The following is a 21,403-nucleotide window of genomic DNA, read 5'->3' as shown; positions in this document are numbered from 1 at the left end:
CGCGCCCTGATCCAGTTCACGGGAAGAGGCGCGCCGCGCCACACCTCCTTCACGTTCGTTGACATCGCGGCCGTTGAAGTGGAGTACCGTCGCATGTCCTACGTTAAACCGGATCACCTGATCGATCAGCTCGTTCATTCCGGAGTTGTCAAGACCAACCTCACCGCACGTCAGATGTTCGTGCGCGGCACGCTCTCCGGAGCGATCCTCGGCGCGGCCACGACCCTGGCACTGACCGCGGCGGCCCAGACCGGGCTGCCGATCGTCGGCGCCCTCGTGTTCCCCGTCGGGTTCGTTGTGATCCTGATGCTCGGCCTCGAACTGGTCACCGGCAGCTTTGCGATCATCCCGCTGGCGATCCTCGAGGGCCGCACCACCATCGCCAAGGGCCTGAAGAACTTCGCCGTCGTCATCCCGGCGCATATCTTCGGCGCCGGTCTCTACGCCGTCCTGTACGTGGGTGTCATCACCTACCTCGGGACGGACACCACCGATCCGATGATCCAAGCGATCATCAACATGGCCGAGCACAAGGTGCTGCCGTACGCGACGATCGGTGCCGGCGGCGTCCTGGTCGCCATCATCAAGGCCATGCTGTGCAACTGGATGGTGGCGCTGGGCACCATCATGTTCTACACATCCACCTCGGCCTCCGGCAAGATCCTGGGCATGTGGCTGCCCGTGCTCACCTTCTTCGGCCTCGGCCTCGAGCACGCCGTCGTGAACATGTTCGTCATCCCGGCGGGCATGCTGCTCGGCGCCGACATCAGCTTCGGCGACTGGTGGGGCTGGAACACCGGCCCGGTCCTGATCGGCAACTTCCTGGGCGCCGTGCTCTTCACCGCCCTGCCGCTGTACTTCTCTCACCGCACCAAGGTCAACCGCGCGGCGGCCCTCGAGGCCGACGACGATGGCGCGAGCGCGCCGGAGCTCACCGTCACCCACTCGTAGACTTGCCCCTATGCGCATCGACATCATCAGTATTTTTCCGGAGTTCTTCGGTGTGCTGGACATCTCCCTTCTCGGCCGCGCCCGCCAGGCCGGCCTGATCGACCTCGCCGTGCACAACCTGCGCGATTTCACCCACGACAGGCACAACACCGTCGACGACACCCCCTACGGCGGCGGCGCCGGCATGGTGATGAAGCCCGAACCCTGGGGTGAAGCGCTGGACAGCATCCTGCCGGCGATCGAGGACGCGGATGCCGGCGCGCCGGAGGGCGGCGCCGGCCCGGTGCTGATCTTCCCCTCGCCCGCCGGAGAACAGTTCACCCAGGCGATGGCCCGCGAACTCGCCCACGAGCCGCACCTGGTCTTCGGCTGCGGCCGCTACGAGGGCATCGACCAGCGTGTGGTCGACCACTTCGCCGGCCGAGGCCGGGTGCGCCTGGTGAGCCTGGGCGACTACGTGCTCAACGGGGGAGAGGTGGCCGTGATGGCCATGATCGAGGCCATCGGCCGGCTCATCCCCGGCGTGGTGGGCAACCCGGAAAGCCTGGTCGAGGAATCGCACGAGGACGGCCTGCTGGAGTACCCCAGCTACACCAAGCCCGCCAGCTGGCGTGGCCTGGAGGTGCCGCCGGTGCTGCTCAGCGGCAACCACGGCGCCATCGCGGCGTGGCGTCGGCAGCAGCAGATCGAGCGCACCCGGTTGGTGCGCCCCGACCTCCTGCCCGCCGACGACGCGGATGCCGCCCTTCAGCCTCCAGCGAACTCCAAGGCTCGGCGGGCCCCCCGCGGGTAATCTGGGGACTGTGATTCTCCGCAGGGTCTTCTACTACTGGCAGTTCGTAGCCGTCGGCGCGCTTCCGCTCTGGCTGATGGTCGCCGCGTCAATTTTCGGATCCTCGGCCTGGGAGGTTCTCGGCGCCACCTTCGGTGCCATCGCCATCGGTTTCGGCCTCCTCGTCGTGAGCCTGCTCTTCCTGGCCCGCAAGGAGGTGCGTGCGGCCAAGGCGGTGTCCTGGGCGGATGTCGGGGTGCTGGCCCTCTGGCACGTACTGATCGTGCTGATGGGCGTGTTCTCGGTGACGGCGCCGTGGCTGTCCGTGCTGGTGGTCCTGGTCGGTCTCGGCGCCTTCTGGTTCGCGCTCTGGGAACTCTTCGACGCCGCTCGCACCCGGGTGCGCGAAGCCATGGTCTACATCGACGAGACCGCCAGGTTCGGTACCGTCCCGGCCGGGCCGAACCAGTTCCCGCCGATGACCGACCGGTCCGGCGTTCGTGCGGACAGGGCCCGGCAGGACCCGGCGCCCAGGACGCCCGCCGACCCGTCGGTGATCATCATCCGGGAGAAGCCGACCGACCCGTAACGACCGGCCCGCAAAAGGTGCCGTCGGCCGACGGTTTGGCGAGCGGCTGGTTTAGTGGCAGAATTAGCGTTTGTGCCGCGGCATGTCTCTGCCACAGGGGAGCTGCATTCATATCGGCACGCACACACTCAATTGGTCGCCACCAACTCACCTTCGGTGAGGGGGCGGGGCGCCACTGAAACGTCCTCGACCTGTGGCGGGTACAGAGAGCGAATAACATGCATATTCTCGACCAGGTGGACGCAGCATCGCTGCGTTCAGACATCCCGGAGTTCCGGGCCGGCGACACCGTCAAGGTACACGTCAACATCGTTGAAGGCGCGCGCTCGCGTGTCCAGGTCTACCAGGGCGTCGTTATCGGCCGTTCCGGCGAAGGCGTCCGCGAGACGTTCTGCGTCCGTAAGGTCAGCTTCCAGGTCGGCGTCGAGCGTACCTTCCCGGTGCACTCCCCGGTGATCGACCACATTGAGGTCGTCGTCCGCGGTGACGTGCGTCGCGCGAAGCTGTACTACCTGCGCGGTCTCCGTGGCAAGAAGGCCAAGATCAAGGAAAAGCGCGACTAAATAACAGCGCCTATCGCGATTCGCCAGGTCTAAGCCTGAGCGTATTCGCAGCCGCTGGATTTCCCCCTGAGCTCCTCCCCGCTAAACTGGGCGAGGAGCTCAGGCGGTTAAATGACAGACAACACTCTGCCCTCGCGATCGCATCGCCTGGAACCAGATTCGCCGCGCAAAAGGCGCGGCGTTGCGATATTCATTCGCGACCTTCTCATCATCTTCGTGGTGGCACTGCTCATCTCGTTCCTGATCAAGACGTTTCTCGTGCGCTCGTTCTACATCCCGTCGGGGTCGATGGAAAGCACCCTGCTGGTCGACGATCGCATCATCGTCAACCAGCTCGAACCCGCCCTGGTGCCCGTCTCCCGCGGTGACGTCGTCGTCTTCCGCGATCCGGGCGGATGGTTGCCGGCGCAGCCGCCCCTCGAACAGAATCCGATCGTCGCGGCGCTCGACTGGACGATGTCGGTGGTCGGACTGTCCGCACCGGACAGTAACGACCACCTGATCAAACGGATCATCGGTTTGCCCGGAGACCACGTTGTCTGCTGCAACACGCTGGGCCAGATGAGTGTGAACGACATACCGCTCAGCGAACCGTACGCGCAGCTGCCGGCGGGTGAGACGAGCGTGTCCAAGGACGCGTTCGACGTCGTCGTTCCAGAGAATTCGCTGTGGGTCATGGGCGACAACCGCTACGACTCCCTCGACTCCCGCTACCACCCCAACGCTCCGGGCAAGGGGTTCGTGCCAATGGACAACGTTGTCGGCCGCGCCCTCGTGATCAGCTGGCCGCTCGAACGGTGGAGCTGGTTGGACGATTACCCCGAGGTGTTCCGCGGGGTCGAGGAGGCCGACAAGTGACCGTTCCCCAGCCCACGAAGCCCCTCCAGTCATGATGGCTGTCGTCGAGCCGACCCTCGACGTGGAGCTGGCGATGCTCGCTGCCGGCGCCAGCTGTGTGATCGGCTGCGACGAGGTCGGCCGCGGTGCCCTCGCTGGCCCCGTCGCCGTGGGCCTCGCGGTCGTGACGGCCGACGTCGGTGCCTTCCCGGTGGGCTTGCGCGACTCCAAACTCCTGAGCGAGCCCCGCCGGGAGCGGCTGGCACCGCTGGCCGCGGCGTGGGTGCGCCACAGCGCCGTGGGGTTGGCGTCGCCGCAGGAGGTGGACAGCGTCGGCATCGTCGCCGCCCTCGGCCTGGCCGGCAAGCGAGCGCTTGCCCAGCTGCACGCCGACGGCGTGGACATCGTCGGCGGAGTCGTGCTGCTGGACGGCAACGACGACTGGCTCAACAAGGCCCTCAGCACCCCGCTGTCCGTCGTGACCCGTATCAAGGCCGACCAGGACTGTGCGTCGGTGTCCGCGGCATCCGTGATCGCGAAGGTGCACCGGGACCGGTTGATGATCGCGGCCGACCTCGCCACCCCCGGCTACGGCTGGACGGGCAACAAGGGCTACGGCAGCGCCCAACACATGACCGCCATCGGTGCGTTGGGGGCCAGCGAACAGCACCGGCTCAGCTGGCTCAAGATTCCGGCTTGAGAACTGCGCGTAAGATTGACTCACCATGGAAGAAGATGAGTTCGAGGACTACGACCGCGAGGTCGAGTTGGCCCTATACCGCGAGTATCGAGACGTTGTGGGGCAGTTCCAGTACGTCGTCGAGACCGAGCGCCGCTTCTACCTCGCCAACGAGGTTGAACTCGTGCGCCGCGACACCGAACACGACTTCTACTTCGAACTGACGATGAAGGATGTCTGGGTCTGGGATGTCTACCGCTCCGACCGTTTTGTGAAGTCGGTGCGAGTGCTGACGTTCAAGGACGTCAACGTGGAGGAACTGGCGTCGAAGGAGTTCGAACTTCCCAAGGAACTCGCGCTCGACGAGTAGCCGCGCCGGCCCGCCGTGCGGCTGCTAGCGTGTGCGGATGACAGCTCGCACCGACTCGTCTAGCGCGGTCCCGTTTGGCACCGCCCCGTCCAGCAGCGCCCCGTCCAGTGCTGACGCGTCCCGCGCTGACGCCCTGGCCACGGTGGGCGCGGCCCTGGACCTGGCTCCGCTCATCGACGGGCACAACGACTGGGCTTGGGAGTGTCGCGAGAACCGGGATTACTCCGTCGAGGGTCTCGACGGCGCCCTGGCCACTGACACCGATATCGACCGGCTCCGAGCCGGCCGGGTGGGCGGTCAATTCTGGTCGGTGTACGTGGAAGACACCCTCGACGGAGCCGACGCCGTGCAGGGCACCCTGGAGCAGGTGGACTGGGTGTACAGACTCGCCGCCCGGTATCCGCAGACCTTCGTGATCGCCACGAGTGCGGCCGATGTGGAGGCCGCTCGTGCCAGCGGCCGGATCGCCTCGCTGTTGGGCGCCGAGGGTGCCCACTCGCTCAACGATTCTCCCGCCGTGCTGCGGATGCTGGCCAGGCTCGGCGTGCGCTACCTCACCCTCACTCACGTGCACAACACGAGTTGGGCCGACTCCGGCACCGATGAACCGGTGCACAACGGCCTGAGCCCGCGCGGTGTCGAGTACATCCGGGAACTCAACCGGTTGGGCATGCTCGTTGACCTCTCGCACGTCTCCCCGGCGACGGCGCACGCGGCCCTCGACGTCACGAGCGCCCCGGTGATCTTCAGCCACAGCTCCTGCTCCGCCGTCACGGCCGATCCACGCAACGTGCCTGACGATGTGCTCGGGCGCCTGGCCGACAACGGCGGCGTGCTGATGGTCACCTTTGTGCCGCAGTTCGTCTCGGCGGAGTATGCCGGCTGGTTCGGCGGCGACCGGAGCACGCCCGCACCCCGGGTGACCGTGGCGCAGGTAGCCGATCACGTCGAGCACGCGCGCGACGTCGCCGGCATCCGCCACATCGGGCTAGGCGGGGACTTCGACGGCACCGACGAGTTCCCCGAGGGCCTCGAGGGCGTCGACGGTTACCCGGCGCTGCTGCTCGAGCTCGCCCGGCGAGGCTGGACCGCTGCCGAGCTGGCCGCCCTGGCCGGCGCCAACGTGTTGCGGGTTCTGCGGGCGACGGATGCCGCCTTCGCCGGACACGACGTGGAGCTCACCCGGCTGACCCGCTGACCCTGCGCCCGGATCCCGACTCAGGGGGTGCGCGGCTCGCAGATGACGACGGGAATGTCCCGACGGGTCTTCTGCTGGTAACCGGCGTAGCCCGAATAGGCGCGCACGATCGCCGGCCACAGCGCCGCCTTCTCCGTCGCGGTGGCCGTGCGGGCCCGCATCGGACGGGTGACCCCGTTCTCGGTGAGTTCCACCTCGGGGTGGGCGACCAGGTTGAGGTACCAGAACGGGTTGCGGTCGTCGCCGCCCTTCGACGCGATCAGCACCACCCGGTCCCGCTCGTGGATCGGGGCGGTGAGCATCGTGGAGCGTCGCTCGCCAGTCTTCCGTCCGAGTGTGTGCAGTTCCACGACGGGCATCGGCCCGATTTTCCAGCCCAGCCGGCCTCGGGAGAGCACCAGCAGCGTGCGGTGTACGGCGTTCATGGCTCGCATCGACAGGTCGGTCAGGCGGTCGGAGATCATGGCATCAGCCTACGGTCGCGCCGGCTGCCCTGCGCGGTTGACACCCGGACGGGGGGCTGGGTAGCGTCCCCTGCGACAGCGACCCATTTCCGAAATCCCACGTGAAACAAGGAGTTTCCATGTCCGACGAATCCGTCTTCCTCTATCTCGGTGTGTACCCCAACGCGGCAACGGCCGAGTCCGACCTTGAGGTTGTGCGTGAACTGCACTCCACCAAGGTGATCGGAACCTACGACGCCGCCGTCGCCACCAAGGAGGCCGATGGCTCGGTGCAGGTTCACCGCAAGACCAGCAAACATGCCGGCTGGACCGGCGTGGCCGCCGGCGCTGTTGTCGGACTGTTGTTCCCTCCGGCGATCATCGGCAGCGCCATCGTCGGCGGAGCAGCCGGCAGCGTTGTCGGGCACTTCTGGCGGAGCCTGGACCGTGGTGACATCAAGGAACTCGGCGAGCTGCTCGATTCCGGCGAGGCCGCGCTCATCGTCGTGGGCAAGGACCGTCTCGACGAGGAATTCCGCAAGGCGGGCCTCGTGGCGCAGAAGCACCTCCAGAAGGAGCTGAAGGTCGACGCGAAGGAGCTCGACAAAGAGCTCGCGCAGGCCTCCAGGGAAATGCAGGCGGAGGGGCGCTCCGACACCGTTTAGTTCGGTCGGTTCAATCCGCATCAGCCGAACACCGAGAGCCCGCTCCTCCACAGGGGGCGGGCTGCGCTGTGTGTGCACAGGCTCGACACCGCCGTGTCGCGTCCGAGACCGGTCCTCGCATGCTGGTCGCGGAGGTGCTCGTGGCACGCAAAGACGATTTGGGCCGGCGCGGCGAAGACTGCGCCGCGGAGTACCTGGCGCGGGCGGGGTACACGGTGGTGGAGCGCAATTGGCGGTGCGGGCAGGGAGAGATCGACCTGATCGTCGCCAAGGACGGCGACATCGTGTTCGTCGAGGTGAAAACCCGCTCAGGGACCGGATACGGGCATCCGTTCGAGGCCATCACGGTGGCCAAGCTGGCCAGACTGCGCCGGCTGGCCGGGGCCTGGTGCGCACAATTCGAGCCGAGGGCGCGACACATCCGCATCGACGCCATCGCGGTGATCGCTCGCCCGGGCCACGCACCGAGTGTCGAACACCTCGAGGGCGTGTTCTGATGGGCCTGGCCCGCACCCACTCCGTCGCACTCATCGGCCTCGCCGGGTCGCTCGTCGAGGTCGAGGCCGACATCTCCAGCCAGTTGCCGGGGATGCGGCTGATCGGGCTGCCGGACGCGGCCCTGGCCGAGGCCGCCGAACGGGTGCGTGCCGCGGCCAAGAACTCCGGCTGTGCGCTGAACGGTCACCGGCTCACCGTGAACCTCTCGCCCGCCGCCCTGCGCAAGCACGGCTCCGGCTTCGACCTCGCCATCGCGGTGGCCTGTCTGGCTGCGGACGGGGTGGTGCCGGCCGCGTCGGTGGGCGCTGTGGTGCACATCGGCGAGCTCGCCCTGGACGGGCGCTTGCGGCCGACGCCCGGCATGCTGCCGGCGGTGATCGCCGCTGCGCGGCTCGGGCACCGCACGGTGATGGTCCCGGCCGGCAACGCCGAGGAGGCGGCCCTGGTGCCGGGGATCCGGGTGGTGGGGGTGTCGTCGCTCCGTGACGCGCTGATCTGGCACGGCGCCAGGTTGGAACCCCAGGAGGTGGAGGTGCTGCGTGCTCCCGTTGAGGACGACCCGGCCGACGAGAGCCTCGACCTGCTCGACGTCGTCGGCAACGACGAGGCCATCCTGGCCCTGCAGGTGGCTGCGGCCGGCGGTCACCATCTCTTCATGCTCGGGCCGCCAGGCGCGGGCAAGACCATGCTCGCGGCCCGTCTGCCGGGGCTGCTGCCCGACCTGGGCCCGGCCGCGTCTCTGGAGGTGAGCTCGCTGCGGTCGCTGAGCGGCCGTCCGGTGGGGCGTTCGTTGATCACCAGGCCCCCGTTGGAGTCGCCACACCACACCATCACGGCGGCCGCGATGGTCGGCGGCGGCAGCGGGCAGATCCGGCCGGGTGCGGCGGCGCGGGCGTCCCACGGGGTGCTCTTCCTGGATGAGGCACCTGAGTTCTCCGGTGCGGTGCTCGACGCCCTCAGACAGCCCCTGGAATCCGGTCGGATCAGCATCCACCGGGCGAACGCCATCGCCCATTTTCCCGCCAGATTCCAGCTGGTGCTGGCCGCGAACCCGTGCCCGTGCGGCCAATACGGCGCCGGCGATCAGGAGTGCAGCTGTCCGCCGAACGCGCGGCGCCGTTATCTCGCCCGCATCTCCGGCCCGCTGTTGGACCGCATCGACATCCAGCTCACCGTGACCCGGGTGACCGCAGCGCAATTGCGCATCTCGGCCGACGGCGGCCGGTTGTCCAGCGCCGCGGCCCGCAGCCGCGTTCTGGCCGCGCGGGAAAAGGCGGCGGAGCGGCTGGCCGGAACGCCCTGGACGGTGAACTCGCAGGTGTCAGGGCCCTGGCTGCGCAGTTCCGAGAGACGGTTGGGCGCCCCGGTCACGGCGATGCTCGACCGGGCCCTTGAGAGGGGTGGGATCACCATGCGCGGCTACGACCGGATACTCCGGGTGGCGTGGTCTGTCGCGGATTTGACCGGAGTCGCCAGACCCGGGCCAGACGAAGTGGGGCAGGCCCTATACCTGCGGAAGGGAATGGCGTCATGACACTGTTCGGAATCGACGAGGCGGTGGTGACCTCGCTCACCGCCGGCGTTCGCCCGGCCGCCGCAGCACCCGGTGAGGAGCAGTCGGCGGATGCCCGGCCCGCCGATGCCGAGCTCACTTCTGCGCGGCCCTCCGACCCTGGGGAGGTATTCGCCCGAGCGGCCTGGACCACGATCGCCGAACCGGGGGACGGGGTCGCCGGCGCCGTGGTGGGCCTGCTCGGCGCGGCGGCGGCCCTTCGCTCGGTGGTGGAGGCGTGGCCCCCGGACCGACTGGCCGGCACGCTCACGGACTCCGTTGACGAGCACGAGGCGGGTGACCCTGCCGGACTCCGCCCGGAGCTGGAGCAGGCACTCGCCCGGTGGCGACCACGATTATCGTCGACCGAGGTGATCCGGTCGCTGCAGCAGGCCCGGCGCACGGGAACGGCACTGCTCCTGCCCAGCGACCCGCTCTGGCCCGGCGCTGTCGACGACCTGGGCCGGCACGCCCCGCTCGCCCTGTGGTGGCGAGGTCAGCCGGATGCCCTGGCGGCGCTCCGCCACTCCATCGCCTTGGTCGGCGCTCGCGCTGCGACAGGGTACGGCGAACACGTGGCGATGGAGGCGGCGGCGGGATTGGTCGACCGGGGACTCGCTATTGTGTCGGGGGCGGCCTACGGGATCGACGGTATGGCACATCGGTCGGCGCTGGCCAGCAACGGAACGACCGTCGCATTTCTGGCCGGGGGAGTTGACCGCTTTTACCCCAGCGGACACGACGCCCTGCTCACCCGCATCGTCGAGGCCGGCGCGGTGCTGTCCGAGCTGCCCTGTGGGGCGCCGCCCACCAAATGGCGGTTCCTGCAACGCAACCGGCTGATTGCCGCTTCGAGTGCGGCCACCGTGGTGCTCGAAGCGGGCTGGCGCTCCGGATCGCTCAATACGGCTGGGCACGCGGCAGCGCTCGGGCGCCCGCTCGGTGCCGTTCCCGGCCCGGTCACCTCGCCCACCTCCGCCGGCTGTCACCGCTTACTGCGGGACTACGACGCCATCTGCGTCACCAGCGCCGCCGAGATGGCCGAGCTCATCGGCCTGGGCGTGGATTTGGAGCTGGACGTGCCCGGGGCGGCCGGCCGGGATGCTGAGGGAACCGTGCCGCGGGAACGCACGAGCGATCAGGTGCGGGTGTTCGATGCGCTCAGCGTGCGGGCGCCTCGCGTAGCTGCCGACATCGCCCGGCGCTCCGGGCTGTCGACTGTGGCGGTGCTCGGGGCGCTGGGCACCCTCGACCTTGAGGGCTCGGTGCGGGAACGAGCGACCGGCTGGGTCAGGGTCACCTGAGTCGCCGGCCTGACTGTTCCCCGTCCGGACACATGTTCCCGGCACACCGGGCGCACTTGTCCGGAGCGGCGACAGTTGTGCTCCGCGCAGGTCTGGGCCTGGACTACCGGGCTGCAAAGGCCTTCTGGGTGGCGGCGTTGGTGAGCTGGGCGAACTCTTCGGCCTGGACGGGGGACATGGACGGTCCGGTGGTCATCGTCGACACGACCAGGTCACCGTCGGCGACGAAACAGATCGAGCCGGCGAACGCGTTATACCCGAAGGTCATTTTTATCTGGCGGCAGGCCAGGGAATCACCCTCGATGGCGGCCTCGCCGCCTACTAAGTCGTCGATCTCTATCAGCGTGTCTCGACCGTTTTCCGTCGTTGCCAGGGGTTCGGTGCAGGAGGCTAGCTCTGCGCTCAAGTCCGCTATGACCTGTTCACCGTCTTCGACAATGAACACCCCGGTACTCAGGGTCTGATCGAGTGTCTCCCGCGTGAAGGTGTGTCCGTTGAGGTTGTCGGCCTCGTCAACGGACAAGGCACTCGCGAAGTCCAGTGCACACAGGTCCCCTGTTGACTTGTCGGTGGAGACTTCCGCATCCTCCGAGTCGGTGCTGGTGGACGGCTCCAGGCTCCAGCCACCGGACGGCAGGTCCGCGACCGTGAGGGCGAGGGCCGCGAGATCGTCCGCCTCGGGGCCGGCCTCCGCGGCTGGCGCCTCACTGGTGTCCGGTACCGCGAGGGTTTCGTCAGCCTGAGAACAGCCCGTCACGAGAGAGAGTGTGAGTGCAACCAGAACACAGGTATAGCGTTTCGAAACCAACAGGACCCCCAAGAACAGCGTGAACAGATGGCACCATCTAACCGTGCCGTACTGCGCCGGCCCCGCAGGTGTCGGGAGTCGGCGCGCCGATATCCGAGGTGACAGCCGGTGTCGCAGTACGCGGGATCTCCTCGGAATCGTTGTCGGCGCTACGCCCTAGGGTGTTCCTGACGGCGCGTCACACCGAGGGCGTCGATTCAGTCCGTCGGATCAGCGAGGGGTAGCTCATGACCGGAACAGACACTGTACAGATGGGCCAGTACCGGCCGGCCTCCCACCTCATCGCGCACCTCAGCGACACTCACTTCCTCGGCACGGGCGCGGACGGATCCGGGCGGTTGCTGTACGACGCCGTCGACACCGACAGCACAGTGCATCGCGCGATGGCGCAGCTGGAAGCCTCCGGCCTGGCCATCGACGCCCTCATCTTCACCGGAGACATCGCCGACCGAGGCGACGCGGATGCGTACCGCCGGGTGCGCGACATCGTCGAGGCGTCCGCAGAGCGGATGGGCGCCGCACTGGTCTGGGTGATGGGCAACCACGATGAACGGGCGGCGTTCCGCACCGAACTCCTGCGTGTCGAGGCCCACGACGGGCCCGTCGACAGGGTCGTCGACGTCAACGGACTGAGAGTGATCTCCCTGGACACCAGCGTGCCCGGGTACCACCACGGCGAGGTCACCGCCGACCAACTCGCCTGGCTGCGCGACGTGCTCAGCGAACCCGCCGAACACGGTTCCCTGCTCGCCCTGCACCACCCACCGGTACCCACGGCCCTGCCGCTGATGACCATCCTTGAACTGCGCGACCAGACGGCGCTGGCCGAGGTGCTCGGGGGCAGCGATGTACGCGCGATCCTCGGCGGTCACCTGCACTACGCCACCACGGGACTGTTCGCCGAAATCCCGGTGTCCGTCGCCGCGGCCACCTGTTACACGATCGACGCGGCAGCCCCGCCACGCCAGCTCACCGGGGTCGGCGGCGGCCAGTCGATCAATCTTGTGCACGTCTATGCCGACCAGGTGGTGCACTCGAACGTTCCCCTGGGCGCCTTCGACGTGGTCACCCGTTTCGATCCGGCCTACCTCGACCGGATGGAGGCGCTCAGCCCGACAGACCGGCTGGCGGCGTTCTCCCGGCACGTCGCACAGCCGGCCGGGTAGCCGAGACCGGGGGAGGATCACCATGAGTGAGCGCCGCGCGGGAGAGCGGGCGAATGACGGCGATTCCCGCGTCGGTGCCGGCATCCCGCCCGGTGCGCGAGATGCTGGAGGCATGCATCTCGACCCGGCGATCGACGGCTTCGCCCGCTATCTCACCACCGAACGCGGTTTCTCCGTGAACACGGTGCGCGCATATTGCGCCGACCTGGCCGGGTTGGCCACCTTCGCCGAAGACCGGGCGGTGGACACCGTCGACGGCCTGACCCTGGAACTCCTGCGCGACTGGCTGTGGACGGGAACGCAGGCCGGACTGGCGCGGGCCACCATCGCCCGGCGCTCCGCCTCAGCGCGCGGGTTCACCGCCTGGCTCACCCGGGACGGCGTGCTGCCCAGCGACCCCGCCGTGCGGCTGCGTTCGCCGAAACCCGGTCGCACCCTGCCGCGGGTGATCAATCGCAGCCAGATGCAGGAACTGCTCGACCGCCTCGTGGCCGCCGCGGGCGCCGACGACCCGGGAGCCGTGCGTGACCTGGCCATCATCGAACTGCTCTACGCGTCCGGCCTGCGGGTCTCCGAACTCGTCGGACTCGATGTGGGGGACGTCGACCTGTCCCGCCTGACGGTGCGCGTCACCGGCAAGGGCGACAAGGAACGCGTTGTGCCGTTCGGCGTGCCGGCGCAGAGCGCCATCGTGCGGTACCTGCGGGCGGCACGTCCGGTGCTGGCCGCCGCGGTTCCGGCCGAGACGACGCGGTCAGAGGCGACGGGGGGCACGATGGCCGTTCGGCGGGTCACGGGGGCCGACCCGGCCGCCCTGTTTCTCGGCAGCCACCGGCAGCGCCTCGGGGTGCGCGCCGTGTACCGCCTGGTCGCGGCCCTGCTTGAGTCGATGCCCGGCACCGGTCCGGCCGGTCCGCACGCCCTGCGCCATACGGCGGCCACCCACCTGCTCGACGGTGGAGCCGACCTGCGCGCGGTGCAGGAGATGCTCGGCCATGCCAGCCTCGGCACGACTCAGATTTACACCCACGTCTCGGCGGAGAGACTGCAGCAGAGCTACCGGCTCGCGCACCCCCGCGCCTGACGCCAATCCGTGAGAGATGGGCGTCAGCGGGCCGGGATCGGTACCGGGCCGATCGGCGGGAGGGGCAGCAGTATCGCGCGCGCCAGCCCGCCGAGAAAGAGCATCGGTGAAATGTATTGACCGTGCCGGCGCACCCCGAAGTGAACACAGCGCGCGGTGCAGTGCGAACCCGTCGCCACGACGCCCACCACCTGCCCGGCCAGCACCCGATCGCCCTCGCTCACCGTGGCCGAGACCGGCTCGAAGCTGGACACCAGGCCCTCACCGTGCTGGATGGACAGAACGGGCCGGTCCACGACCCTGCCCACGAAGGTGACCACCCCGTCGGCGGGGGAGCGAACCGGGTGGCCTTCACCGGCCACGAGGTCGATGCCGCGGTGCCCGGCCGCATACCGGCTGGCCGGCGCCTCGAAGGGACGCGCCAGCTCCCGTGGTGGTCCGACGGGCCAAGCCCATCCGGCCGGCGCCGCCTGCCCGGGTAGGACAGCAGCGGGCGCCGCCGACACGGGAACCGCAACTGATGCCGCGGCACTGTGCTCCGCAACGACAGACACCGGCGCAGAGGCCAGCGCCGGTGCCGGCGAGCCGGACATGATTGGTGCGCCGGTGAGTATTGCGGCCGCGACGGCACAGGCCGGCAGCGCCGCGCAACGGAACCGAGCCGGCGCCGGGCGTCGGCGAGGCCGGAACCTGTGCAGGGGAGAACGGGTGGAGGCGAGGCGTTTGTCGGGGCGTCCTGTCGCTGTCATGGCTCCACCATCGGACGACGTCGAGGGCGGGAGGCGCGCCGCGGGCCCGGCTGTGCCAAACGTGTAAAAGTACTGGCTGTGGAGGAGTGGCTGTGGGGGAGCGCGTTGGTGCGCGGACGGGGTCGGCCGGGTGCTAGAGTTCTCTGAGCAGCGCTTTGTGCGCTGACTACGCGTGCCCATTCGGCCAACACATCCACTCGGTCCTGACTTTTCACGAAGTCGGGCGGTTGTGCGCCGGGCACCAGGAGTAGTGATCATCCGATCACGACACAAACCGATGGGCGTTTTCTGCTGTGCAGAAACGTCGGATAAGGAGTACGGCTCATGGCCGTCGTAACCATTCGCCAGCTGCTCGACAGCGGCGTGCACTTCGGGCACCAGACCCGCCGTTGGAACCCGAAGATGAAGCGCTTCATCTTCACCGAGCGTTCCGGCATCTACATCATCGACCTGCAGCAGTCGCTCGGGTTCGTTGACAAGGCCTATGACTTCGTCAAGGAGACCGTCGCCCACGGCGGCACCATCCTCTTCGTCGGCACCAAGAAGCAGGCGCAGGAATCCATTTCGGAGCAGGCGACGCGAGTCGGCCAGCCCTACGTCAACCAGCGCTGGCTCGGTGGCCTTCTCACCAACTTCCAGACCGTTTCCAAGCGTCTGGCCCGCATGAAAGAGCTCGAAGAGCTCGACTTCGAGGACACCGCCAAGAGCGGCTTCACGAAGAAGGAAATGCTCATCAAGAAGCGCGAGCTCGTCAAGCTGCACAAGAGCCTCGGCGGAATCCGCAACCTGACCAAGACGCCGTCCGCGCTCTGGGTTGTTGACACCAACAAGGAGCACCTCGCCATCGACGAGGCGCGCAAGCTCGGCATCCCCGTCATCGCGATCCTCGACACCAACTGCGACCCCGACGACGTTCAGTACCCGATCCCGGGTAACGACGACGCCATCCGCTCCGTTGGCCTGCTCACCCGCATCATCGCCGACGCCGCGGCCGAGGGCCTCATCCAGCGTCACCAGAAGCCGGAAGAGGGCGCCGAAGTTGAGCCCCTCGCCGCGTGGGAAGCCGAGCTGCTCGCAGCTCCGGCCGAGACCACGCCCGAGCAGTCCTCCGCTGACACCGAGAAGGTGGCCGACGAAACCGTCGCCACCGAGCAGGTTGCAGAAGAGGCACCCGCAGTAGCAGAGCCCGCAGCGGCCGAAGCCGCAACCGAAGAGGTTGCAGCCGACGCTCCCGTAGCCGACACCAAGTAAGGACAACAGGTATGGCAAACTTCAACCTCGAATCCGTCAAGATCCTGCGCGAGCGCCTCGGCACCGGCATGGTCGACACCAAGAACGCACTCGTCGAAGCCGATGGCGACATCGAGCGCGCGGTTGAGATCCTGCGTCTCAAGGGTGCAAAGGGCAACGCAAAGCGCGCCGACCGTTCTACCTCTGAGGGCCTCGTGGCCGCCAAGGTGATCGGAAACACCGCTTACCTGCTCGAGCTCGCCTGCGAGACCGACTTCGTCGCCAAGGGCGAGAAGTTCGGCGCTCTTTCCGAGAAGGTTCTGGACGCGGTTTCCGCTGCCGGTGCCACCAACGTCGCCGAGGCGCTTGCCGCTCCGGCGGATGGCCAGACCGTCGGAGACCTCATCAACGGCGAAGCCGCGATCATCGGTGAGAAGTTCGAACTTCGCCGCGTCGCGGCCGTCACCGGTGACAACTTCGAGATCTACCTGCACAAGACCAGCAAGGACCTGCCCCCGCAGGTGGGCGTTGTCCTGGGCTACACGGGTGAGGACGCCGCGACCGCTCGCAGCATCGCCCAGCACATCTCGTTCGCGAACCCGGAATACCTGGCTCGCGAAGACGTCCCCGCAGAAGCCGTCGAGGCCGAGCGTCGCATCGTCACCGAGATCTCCGAGAACGAGGGCAAGCCGGCCGCCGCACTGCCCAAGATCGTTGAAGGCCGCGTCAACGCGTACTTCAAGCAGGTCGCACTTCTCGAGCAGGACTACGCCAAGGACAACAAGCTGTCCGTGGCGAAGGTGCTCGCTGACGCGGGTCTGACCGTCACCGGCTTCGCCCGGTTCAAGGTCGGCGCGTAACCAGCTCCGCCGCAACCGGCACAGCAGTAACCAGTAAGGCAGCATGAGACAGAAGGAGATCGGATCGCCTCGGCAATCCGGTCTCCTTCTTCTCTGCCCGGCTCCAGGCGGGCCGCAGCAGGGGTACAGCCCACCGGTGCTCAACCGGTAGTTTTAGAATCACGATCCACAACGGAAGGACGCTCACGGGCATGTCAGATACAGGTACCAAGCGCAGAGTCCTCCTCAAACTGTCGGGCGAAGCCTTCGGGGCCGGAAGCCTCGGCGTCAACCCCGACGTCATCAGCAGCCTGGCCCGGGAAATCGCCGAGGCCGCCAAGAGCGTCGAGATCGCGATCGTCGTCGGCGGCGGCAACTTCTTCCGCGGCGCCGAACTCTCCCAGCGCGGCATGGACCGCGGCCGCGCCGACTACATGGGCATGCTGGGCACCGTCATGAACGCCCTCGCCCTGCAGGACTTCCTGGAACAGGCCGGCGCCGAGACCCGTGTGCAGTCCGCCATCGCCATGACCCAGGTCGCCGAGCCGTACATCCCGCGCCGCGCCGAGCGTCACCTTGAAAAGGGCCGCGTCGTCATCTTCGGCGCCGGCGCCGGACTGCCCTACTTCTCCACCGACACCGTGGCCGCGCAGCGCGCCCTTGAAATCGGTGCCGAGGTCGTCCTGGTCGCCAAGAACGGCGTCGACGGTGTCTACTCAGACGACCCGCGCACCAACCCCGACGCACACAAGATCCACAGCATCACCTACCAGGATGCGCTCCAGCGCGGCCTCAAGGTCGTCGACTCGACGGCGTTCAGCCTGTGCATGGACAACAGCATGCCCATGCGGGTGTTCGGGATGGCTCCGCACGGCAACGTGACGGCCGCCATTCTCGGCGCCGAACTGGGAACCCTCGTCTCCAACTAGGATTATTGAAGCCACCGAAGAAGGAGTCACCGTGATTACGGATGTCCTGACCGACACCACCCAGCGCATGGATAAGGCCGTCGAGGCCGCGAAGGAAGACTTCGCCACCGTGCGTACGGGGCGAGCAAACCCGCAGATGTTCCAGAAGATCCTGGTCGACTACTACGGCACCCCGACGCCCCTGGGGCAGCTTGCCTCGCTGCAGAACCAGGAAGCTCGCACGCTCCTGATCACCCCGTACGACAAGAGCGCCCTGCGCGACATCGAAAACGCCATTCGGGACACCCCGAACCTCGGCGCCAACCTCGGCAACGACGGTATCGTCATCCGGGCTTCGCTGCCCGAACTGACGAACGACCGCCGCAAGGAGTACGTCAAGATCGTCAAGACCAAGGGTGAGGATGCCAAGGTCTCCGTTCGCAACCTGCGCCGCAAGGCCAAGGACGAACTCGACGCGCTCAAGAGCGAGGTCGGTGACGATGACGTGGCCCGTGGAGAGAAGGAGCTCGAGCAGATCACGAAGACTCACATCGACGCGATCGACGACGCCCTCAAGCGCAAGGAAGCCGAACTCCTCGCTATCTAGCGGAGGCTAAGCGAATGACGGATCAGCCAGGGCCCGCCCAGCCACCCCAGCGGGGTCGCGGCACCGGCCGCGCCGAGTTTCGGGCACAGGTGCAGTCCACCAAGGCCGACATCGAACGCCAGGTACAGGCCACCAAGGCGCAGCTGGATGCGACGAACGAACGCATCGAGGCCCGCACAGGGCGCAACCTGATTCTGGCGACCCTGATCGGGCTGGTCCTGGGCGGCGCGATGCTCGTGAGCCTGATCTTCATCAAAGAGCTGTTCATGATCGTGGCTTTCGTGGTCGTGGGGTTCACGGCCTTCGAACTGGCCGAGGCTCTGCGACGGGGCGGCCGGAAGGTGCCCCGGATCCCGGTGCTGGCGTCGGCGGTGGCCGTCGTGCCCGCCGCGTTCTACTGGGGTGCCGGCGGCCAGTGGCTCGCCACGCTGGGCGGCATCCTGCTGATCACCCTGTGGCGGCTGGCCATGCTCGCCTTCCCCAGGCACCGCGCACCCCGCAGCGTGGTGCTCGCCGACATCGGCGGCGGCTTCCTGATCCAGGTCTACGTCGTATTCCTGGCCAGTTTCGCGGTGCTTCTGGTCACCCAGGAGGGCGGCCAGTGGTGGACGCTCGCGTTCCTGCTACTGGTGATCTCCGCTGACACCGCCGCGTACGCCGCAGGACTCTCCTTCGGCAAACACCGGATGGTGCCGTCGATCAGTCCCAAGAAGACCTGGGAGGGCTTCGCCGGAGCGGCCATCGTATGTGTGGTCGTCGGCATCCTGCTGGCCATCTTCATGCTCGGCGAGCCGTGGTGGTTCGGTCCGATCTTCGGCGTAGTGATCCTGATCACAGCCACTTTCGGTGACCTGGCGGAATCGCTGATCAAGCGGGACCTCGGCATCAAGGACATGAGCTCCTGGCTACCGGGCCACGGCGGTTTCCTAGACCGTCTGGACTCCATCCTGCCGTCAGCTGCCGCGGCCTATGCGCTCTACCTCATCTTCGCCTGACCCGGATGCTTTCGACACTCGGCGTCCTGTGGGGCAGAATGAGGCGGTGAGCACTACGTTTCCGCGAACCAGCAAAAAGATGCTCGGCTACAACCTCAAGCAGGTCGAGGAGTTCCTCGAGTCGACTCGACACGCGTACGACGATGCGGCTGGGACGGACCAGCTCACCGCAGCCGACATCCGTCACACGGCCTTTGCCATGCAGAAGGGCGGCTATTCGCCCAGCCACGTCGACGCGGCCCTGGAGCGTCTCGAGGACGCTTTCGCGCTGCGGGAGCGGGAACGCGCCACCGGCGAATCCGGCTCGCAGGCCTGGCTGGACGAGGCCCGTCAGACCGCGCAGGTGATCATCAACCGCCTCGGCCGACCGGCGGGTCACCGGTTCTCCCGCACCAGCATCTTCAGCACCGGCTACAACAAAGCCGATGTCGACCGCCTCGCCGCGAAGCTCGTCACCTACTTCCAGGACGGCCACCCGGTCACCGTCGACGATGTGCGCACGGCGGTCTTCCGCCCGCAGCGGACCGGCTACAGGGAGGCCCAGGTCGACCTGGTTCTCGACAGTGTCGTGGACGTGATGCTCGCCGTTCGGTGACACATTGCGTGTCGTTACCTGGCCGTTACCCGTGAAGTGGGTTAGGGTCGAATCATCGTGGGTAGACATCTCAACATTTCCGCGCCCGTTTCGGGCGCGATGCCGGTGAGCACACCGGGCACCAAATCGCTTCGTGCACCCTTCGGGAACCTGGCCGTGCAGACGCCCGCCCGGCCGATCCCGCGGAGCATGCACCGCCCGCGCTCACGCAGCCACGTAGCGCTGTCGCTGTTCGCATTCACCGCTGCTGCCGCCTTCGTGCTCGTCACCGTCGTCGACCCGTACTCCGGGGCGACGGCGTCACCGTACTTCCAGGTGCCCGGCGCCGCATCCGACCGGTACAAGGGCGAGGCCGCTCAGTCCCTGCTCGTGGCCAGCACCGTGGCCAACGCCGTCGTCATCGACAGCTACACGATCAACGAACCCGAGCCGGAACCCGCACCGGCCCCCGTGGCCGCCGCGTCGGCGACGTCGCCGGGCCCCGTCAGCGCCGCACCGGCTGCCGTCCCCGACCCGGGCTCCGCCCAGGCATACGCCTACGGCGCCGTCGCGTCCCGCGGCTGGGGCGAAGACCAGTACAGCTGCCTGGTGTCGCTGTGGAACAAGGAGTCCGGCTGGCGCGTCAACGCGATGAACTCCAGCAGCGGCGCTTATGGGATCCCGCAGTCACTGCCTGGTTCGAAGATGGCCTCGGCCGGCTCCGACTGGGAAACCAACGCCGGCACCCAGATCGAATGGGGCCTGGGCTACATCAGCGGCCGCTACGGCACCCCCTGCGGCGCCTGGGGCCACTCCGTCGACGTCGGCTGGTACTAGTCACCCGACCCGACCCGACCTGCCCAGCTGGGCCCGTCGAGCCAGGGTTAGACTTGCACCATGCCGCGCAGCAACCGCCCCAAGGGCCGCAGAGCCGGCACCGGCGAAGACGAGACCGATGATCTCTCGCGCATGCTCGCCGGCTGGCGCCGCACCGAGGTGAAGCGCGACGGCGTGTGGCACGTGCAGCCGATCAGCGCCGCCCAGGCGGGGAAGACCTACCTCTGCCCCGGTTGCCTGCTCGACATCAACCCCGGAGTGGCCCACATGGTCACCTGGCGCGGCGACGGTGTAACCGGCGACGCGGCGGACCTCGCCGCCCGGCGCCACTGGCATCTGCACTGCTGGAAGATCAAGTAACCCGAGCGTTTCGCGCAGGCGTTCACCCCCCCCCCCCCGACGAGGAGCACCACCATGGCCGGACCAGTCGAGATCCGCGGCGGCATCGACCTGCCCGCAACCCGCGAGCAGATCGAGCTGCACACCGACGACGGCCTCACCCTGGTGGGCGAGCTGGCCACGCCGGCGAACCGGCCCGCCGTCGCCACCCTGGTCACCCTGCATCCGCTGCCCACGCACGGCGGCTTCATGGACTCGCACATCCTGCGGAAGGCCGCCGGACGGCTGCCGGCGCTGGCCGACCTCGCCGTGCTGCGCTTCAACACCCGCGGCACCAGTTCACCGCGGGGGACCAGCGGGGGCAGCTTCGGACACGGCGACGCCGAACGTGCCGATGTGGCCGCGGCCATGGCCTTCGTCACGGAGCGTGGCCTGCCTGACCCCTGGTTGGTCGGTTGGTCGTTCGGCACGGAACTGGCGATCAAGTACGGCCTCGACCACCCGATCCACGGCGCGATCCTGCTGTCGCCACCGCTGCATCGGGCAACGGATGCCGAACTGGCGGCCTGGGCGGACGACGAGCGCGAGCTCGTGGTGCTGGTGCCCGAACACGACGACTACCTCCGGCCCGAGGAGGCCCGCACCCGGTTCGCGAGCGTTCCGAACGCCCGACTGATCAATGTGGACGGCGCGAAGCATCTCTGGGTGGGTGAGAGCCAGACCCGCCGGGTGCTCAACGAGATCGTCGCCGCGGTGAACCCGGCAGCCGGCCGGCTGCCGGAGACCTGGGCCGGCGAACTCTGAGCCGCAGAGCTCTGAGCCGTCGCGTAAGCGACCGGCGGGCGT

26 protein-coding genes are annotated in these 21,403 nt (G+C 67.9%); 23 read left to right on the top strand and 3 right to left on the bottom strand.

Features of this window, described 5'->3' with window-relative positions:
* Positions 1-93: 93 nt before the first annotated feature.
* From E3O57_RS10015 to E3O57_RS09980, 8 genes are all read left to right on the top strand, one after another.
* The gene (locus E3O57_RS10015) at positions 94-951 is read left to right on the top strand and encodes a formate/nitrite transporter family protein (RefSeq protein WP_103432053.1); all 858 of its coding nucleotides are present in this window, start codon (positions 94-96) and stop codon (positions 949-951) included.
* A gap of 10 nt (positions 952-961) precedes the next feature.
* Positions 962-1,744 (top strand): tRNA (guanosine(37)-N1)-methyltransferase TrmD, encoded by a 783-nt coding sequence (trmD, locus tag E3O57_RS10010; RefSeq protein ID WP_103459983.1) that lies wholly within the window; start codon positions 962-964, stop codon positions 1,742-1,744.
* Positions 1,745-1,754: 10 nt separating this feature from the next.
* Complete coding sequence (locus E3O57_RS10005; protein ID WP_103479591.1) at positions 1,755-2,312, top strand: MFS transporter; 558 nt, start codon at positions 1,755-1,757, stop codon at positions 2,310-2,312.
* A gap of 218 nt (positions 2,313-2,530) precedes the next feature.
* On the top strand, positions 2,531-2,875 hold the full coding sequence (gene rplS / locus E3O57_RS10000; protein WP_088456470.1) for a 50S ribosomal protein L19: 345 nt from the start codon (positions 2,531-2,533) through the stop codon (positions 2,873-2,875).
* Positions 2,876-2,986: 111 nt separating this feature from the next.
* A complete protein-coding gene (gene lepB / locus E3O57_RS09995; protein WP_088456469.1) occupies positions 2,987-3,733 on the top strand; it encodes a signal peptidase I in 747 nt (248 codons plus the stop codon).
* Between the two features lie 34 nt (positions 3,734-3,767).
* A complete protein-coding gene (locus tag E3O57_RS09990; RefSeq protein WP_103460048.1) occupies positions 3,768-4,412 on the top strand; it encodes a ribonuclease HII in 645 nt (214 codons plus the stop codon).
* A 25-nt stretch (positions 4,413-4,437) separates the two neighbouring features.
* The gene (locus E3O57_RS09985; protein ID WP_066596196.1) at positions 4,438-4,761 is read left to right on the top strand and encodes a DUF2469 family protein; all 324 of its coding nucleotides are present in this window, start codon (positions 4,438-4,440) and stop codon (positions 4,759-4,761) included.
* Between the two features lie 37 nt (positions 4,762-4,798).
* Complete coding sequence (locus E3O57_RS09980; protein ID WP_103479590.1) at positions 4,799-5,959, top strand: dipeptidase; 1,161 nt, start codon at positions 4,799-4,801, stop codon at positions 5,957-5,959.
* A 20-nt stretch (positions 5,960-5,979) separates the two neighbouring features.
* On the opposite strand, the gene E3O57_RS09975 is transcribed toward E3O57_RS09980, so the two are convergent.
* Entirely contained in the window at positions 5,980-6,423 is a 444-nt protein-coding gene (locus E3O57_RS09975; protein WP_103459980.1) for a nitroreductase/quinone reductase family protein, read from the bottom strand.
* Between the two features lie 119 nt (positions 6,424-6,542).
* Between E3O57_RS09975 and E3O57_RS09970 the strand changes: the two genes are divergently transcribed.
* The 4 genes from E3O57_RS09970 (at position 6,543) to dprA (ending at position 10,421) form a co-directional block, all read left to right on the top strand.
* On the top strand, positions 6,543-7,067 hold the full coding sequence (locus E3O57_RS09970) for a DUF1269 domain-containing protein (RefSeq protein WP_088456467.1): 525 nt from the start codon (positions 6,543-6,545) through the stop codon (positions 7,065-7,067).
* A gap of 140 nt (positions 7,068-7,207) precedes the next feature.
* Positions 7,208-7,564: a YraN family protein gene (locus tag E3O57_RS09965; RefSeq protein WP_103479632.1), complete on the top strand. Its 357-nt coding sequence runs from the start codon at positions 7,208-7,210 to the stop codon at positions 7,562-7,564.
* Positions 7,564-9,099: a YifB family Mg chelatase-like AAA ATPase gene (locus E3O57_RS09960; protein WP_103479589.1), complete on the top strand. Its 1,536-nt coding sequence runs from the start codon at positions 7,564-7,566 to the stop codon at positions 9,097-9,099. Before E3O57_RS09965 ends, E3O57_RS09960 begins: the two co-directional genes overlap by 1 nt.
* Entirely contained in the window at positions 9,096-10,421 is a 1,326-nt protein-coding gene (gene dprA, locus E3O57_RS09955) for a DNA-processing protein DprA (RefSeq protein ID WP_103479588.1), read from the top strand. Before E3O57_RS09960 ends, dprA begins: the two co-directional genes overlap by 4 nt.
* Before the next feature lie 103 nt (positions 10,422-10,524).
* On the opposite strand, the gene E3O57_RS09950 is transcribed toward dprA, so the two are convergent.
* Positions 10,525-11,178, bottom strand: coding sequence for a hypothetical protein (locus E3O57_RS09950; RefSeq protein WP_103459968.1), 654 nt, complete (start codon positions 11,176-11,178; stop codon positions 10,525-10,527).
* Positions 11,179-11,456: 278 nt separating this feature from the next.
* Here E3O57_RS09950 and E3O57_RS09945 point away from each other — a divergent pair, with 278 nt between their 5' ends.
* Both E3O57_RS09945 and E3O57_RS09940 read left to right on the top strand, forming a co-directional pair.
* On the top strand, positions 11,457-12,395 hold the full coding sequence (locus tag E3O57_RS09945; RefSeq protein ID WP_103479587.1) for a phosphodiesterase: 939 nt from the start codon (positions 11,457-11,459) through the stop codon (positions 12,393-12,395).
* A 112-nt stretch (positions 12,396-12,507) separates the two neighbouring features.
* On the top strand, positions 12,508-13,479 hold the full coding sequence (locus E3O57_RS09940; RefSeq protein ID WP_103460045.1) for a tyrosine recombinase XerC: 972 nt from the start codon (positions 12,508-12,510) through the stop codon (positions 13,477-13,479).
* 23 nt (positions 13,480-13,502) lie between these two features.
* On the opposite strand, the gene E3O57_RS09935 is transcribed toward E3O57_RS09940, so the two are convergent.
* A complete protein-coding gene (locus E3O57_RS09935) occupies positions 13,503-14,228 on the bottom strand; it encodes a M23 family metallopeptidase (protein WP_241990367.1) in 726 nt (241 codons plus the stop codon).
* A 324-nt stretch (positions 14,229-14,552) separates the two neighbouring features.
* On the opposite strand from E3O57_RS09935, the gene rpsB reads away from it, so the two are divergent.
* The 9 genes from rpsB to E3O57_RS09890 all read left to right on the top strand — a co-directional run bounded on the left by rpsB (position 14,553) and on the right by E3O57_RS09890 (position 21,361).
* Positions 14,553-15,479, top strand: coding sequence for a 30S ribosomal protein S2 (gene rpsB / locus E3O57_RS09930; protein WP_103459965.1), 927 nt, complete (start codon positions 14,553-14,555; stop codon positions 15,477-15,479).
* Between the two features lie 11 nt (positions 15,480-15,490).
* The gene (gene tsf / locus E3O57_RS09925; RefSeq protein ID WP_103432043.1) at positions 15,491-16,318 is read left to right on the top strand and encodes a translation elongation factor Ts; all 828 of its coding nucleotides are present in this window, start codon (positions 15,491-15,493) and stop codon (positions 16,316-16,318) included.
* A 191-nt stretch (positions 16,319-16,509) separates the two neighbouring features.
* Positions 16,510-17,226, top strand: coding sequence for a UMP kinase (gene pyrH / locus E3O57_RS09920; protein ID WP_088456458.1), 717 nt, complete (start codon positions 16,510-16,512; stop codon positions 17,224-17,226).
* 31 nt (positions 17,227-17,257) lie between these two features.
* Positions 17,258-17,812 carry a ribosome recycling factor gene (frr, locus tag E3O57_RS09915; RefSeq protein ID WP_088456457.1) on the top strand — a complete coding sequence of 185 codons (555 nt, stop codon included), beginning with the start codon at positions 17,258-17,260 and terminating at the stop codon, positions 17,810-17,812.
* Between the two features lie 14 nt (positions 17,813-17,826).
* Positions 17,827-18,807, top strand: a complete 981-nt coding sequence (locus E3O57_RS09910) for a phosphatidate cytidylyltransferase (RefSeq protein WP_103459964.1) — start codon at positions 17,827-17,829, stop codon at positions 18,805-18,807.
* A 46-nt stretch (positions 18,808-18,853) separates the two neighbouring features.
* On the top strand, positions 18,854-19,402 hold the full coding sequence (locus E3O57_RS09905) for a DivIVA domain-containing protein (RefSeq protein ID WP_174776329.1): 549 nt from the start codon (positions 18,854-18,856) through the stop codon (positions 19,400-19,402).
* 57 nt (positions 19,403-19,459) lie between these two features.
* Positions 19,460-20,218: a lytic transglycosylase domain-containing protein gene (locus E3O57_RS09900; RefSeq protein ID WP_241990366.1), complete on the top strand. Its 759-nt coding sequence runs from the start codon at positions 19,460-19,462 to the stop codon at positions 20,216-20,218.
* Positions 20,219-20,278: 60 nt separating this feature from the next.
* Positions 20,279-20,578, top strand: a complete 300-nt coding sequence (locus E3O57_RS09895; RefSeq protein ID WP_088456454.1) for a hypothetical protein — start codon at positions 20,279-20,281, stop codon at positions 20,576-20,578.
* A 54-nt stretch (positions 20,579-20,632) separates the two neighbouring features.
* Positions 20,633-21,361, top strand: a complete 729-nt coding sequence (locus E3O57_RS09890) for an alpha/beta hydrolase (RefSeq protein WP_103479584.1) — start codon at positions 20,633-20,635, stop codon at positions 21,359-21,361.
* Positions 21,362-21,403 lie beyond the last annotated feature (42 nt).

The organism is Cryobacterium sp. TMN-39-2, assembly GCF_004402745.1.
GTDB classification, from domain to species: domain Bacteria; phylum Actinomycetota; class Actinomycetes; order Actinomycetales; family Microbacteriaceae; genus Cryobacterium; species Cryobacterium zongtaii.
The sequence above is the reverse complement of the archived record's forward strand: the minus strand, read 5'-3'. Positions and strand labels throughout refer to the sequence as shown.

Excerpts from the sequence above, each read along its gene's own strand:
- E3O57_RS09975 (WP_103459980.1), bottom strand. The coding sequence starts at position 6,423 with ATGATCTCCGACCGCCTGACCGACCTGTCGATGCGAGCCATGAACGCC.
- trmD (WP_103459983.1), top strand. The coding sequence starts at position 962 with ATGCGCATCGACATCATCAGTATTTTTCCGGAGTTCTTCGGTGTGCTG.
- E3O57_RS09895 (WP_088456454.1), top strand. The coding sequence starts at position 20,279 with ATGCCGCGCAGCAACCGCCCCAAGGGCCGCAGAGCCGGCACCGGCGAA.
- tsf (WP_103432043.1), top strand. The coding sequence starts at position 15,491 with ATGGCAAACTTCAACCTCGAATCCGTCAAGATCCTGCGCGAGCGCCTC.
- E3O57_RS09935 (WP_241990367.1), bottom strand. The coding sequence starts at position 14,228 with ATGACAGCGACAGGACGCCCCGACAAACGCCTCGCCTCCACCCGTTCT.
- pyrH (WP_088456458.1), top strand. The coding sequence starts at position 16,510 with ATGTCAGATACAGGTACCAAGCGCAGAGTCCTCCTCAAACTGTCGGGC.
- E3O57_RS09980 (WP_103479590.1), top strand. The coding sequence starts at position 4,799 with ATGACAGCTCGCACCGACTCGTCTAGCGCGGTCCCGTTTGGCACCGCC.
- lepB (WP_088456469.1), top strand. The coding sequence starts at position 2,987 with ATGACAGACAACACTCTGCCCTCGCGATCGCATCGCCTGGAACCAGAT.
- E3O57_RS09945 (WP_103479587.1), top strand. The coding sequence starts at position 11,457 with ATGACCGGAACAGACACTGTACAGATGGGCCAGTACCGGCCGGCCTCC.
- dprA (WP_103479588.1), top strand. The coding sequence starts at position 9,096 with ATGACACTGTTCGGAATCGACGAGGCGGTGGTGACCTCGCTCACCGCC.
- E3O57_RS09970 (WP_088456467.1), top strand. The coding sequence starts at position 6,543 with ATGTCCGACGAATCCGTCTTCCTCTATCTCGGTGTGTACCCCAACGCG.
- rplS (WP_088456470.1), top strand. The coding sequence starts at position 2,531 with ATGCATATTCTCGACCAGGTGGACGCAGCATCGCTGCGTTCAGACATC.
- E3O57_RS09985 (WP_066596196.1), top strand. The coding sequence starts at position 4,438 with ATGGAAGAAGATGAGTTCGAGGACTACGACCGCGAGGTCGAGTTGGCC.
- rpsB (WP_103459965.1), top strand. The coding sequence starts at position 14,553 with ATGGCCGTCGTAACCATTCGCCAGCTGCTCGACAGCGGCGTGCACTTC.
- E3O57_RS09940 (WP_103460045.1), top strand. The coding sequence starts at position 12,508 with ATGCATCTCGACCCGGCGATCGACGGCTTCGCCCGCTATCTCACCACC.
- E3O57_RS10015 (WP_103432053.1), top strand. The coding sequence starts at position 94 with ATGTCCTACGTTAAACCGGATCACCTGATCGATCAGCTCGTTCATTCC.
- E3O57_RS09960 (WP_103479589.1), top strand. The coding sequence starts at position 7,564 with ATGGGCCTGGCCCGCACCCACTCCGTCGCACTCATCGGCCTCGCCGGG.
- E3O57_RS09910 (WP_103459964.1), top strand. The coding sequence starts at position 17,827 with ATGACGGATCAGCCAGGGCCCGCCCAGCCACCCCAGCGGGGTCGCGGC.
- E3O57_RS09890 (WP_103479584.1), top strand. The coding sequence starts at position 20,633 with ATGGCCGGACCAGTCGAGATCCGCGGCGGCATCGACCTGCCCGCAACC.
- E3O57_RS09990 (WP_103460048.1), top strand. The coding sequence starts at position 3,768 with ATGGCTGTCGTCGAGCCGACCCTCGACGTGGAGCTGGCGATGCTCGCT.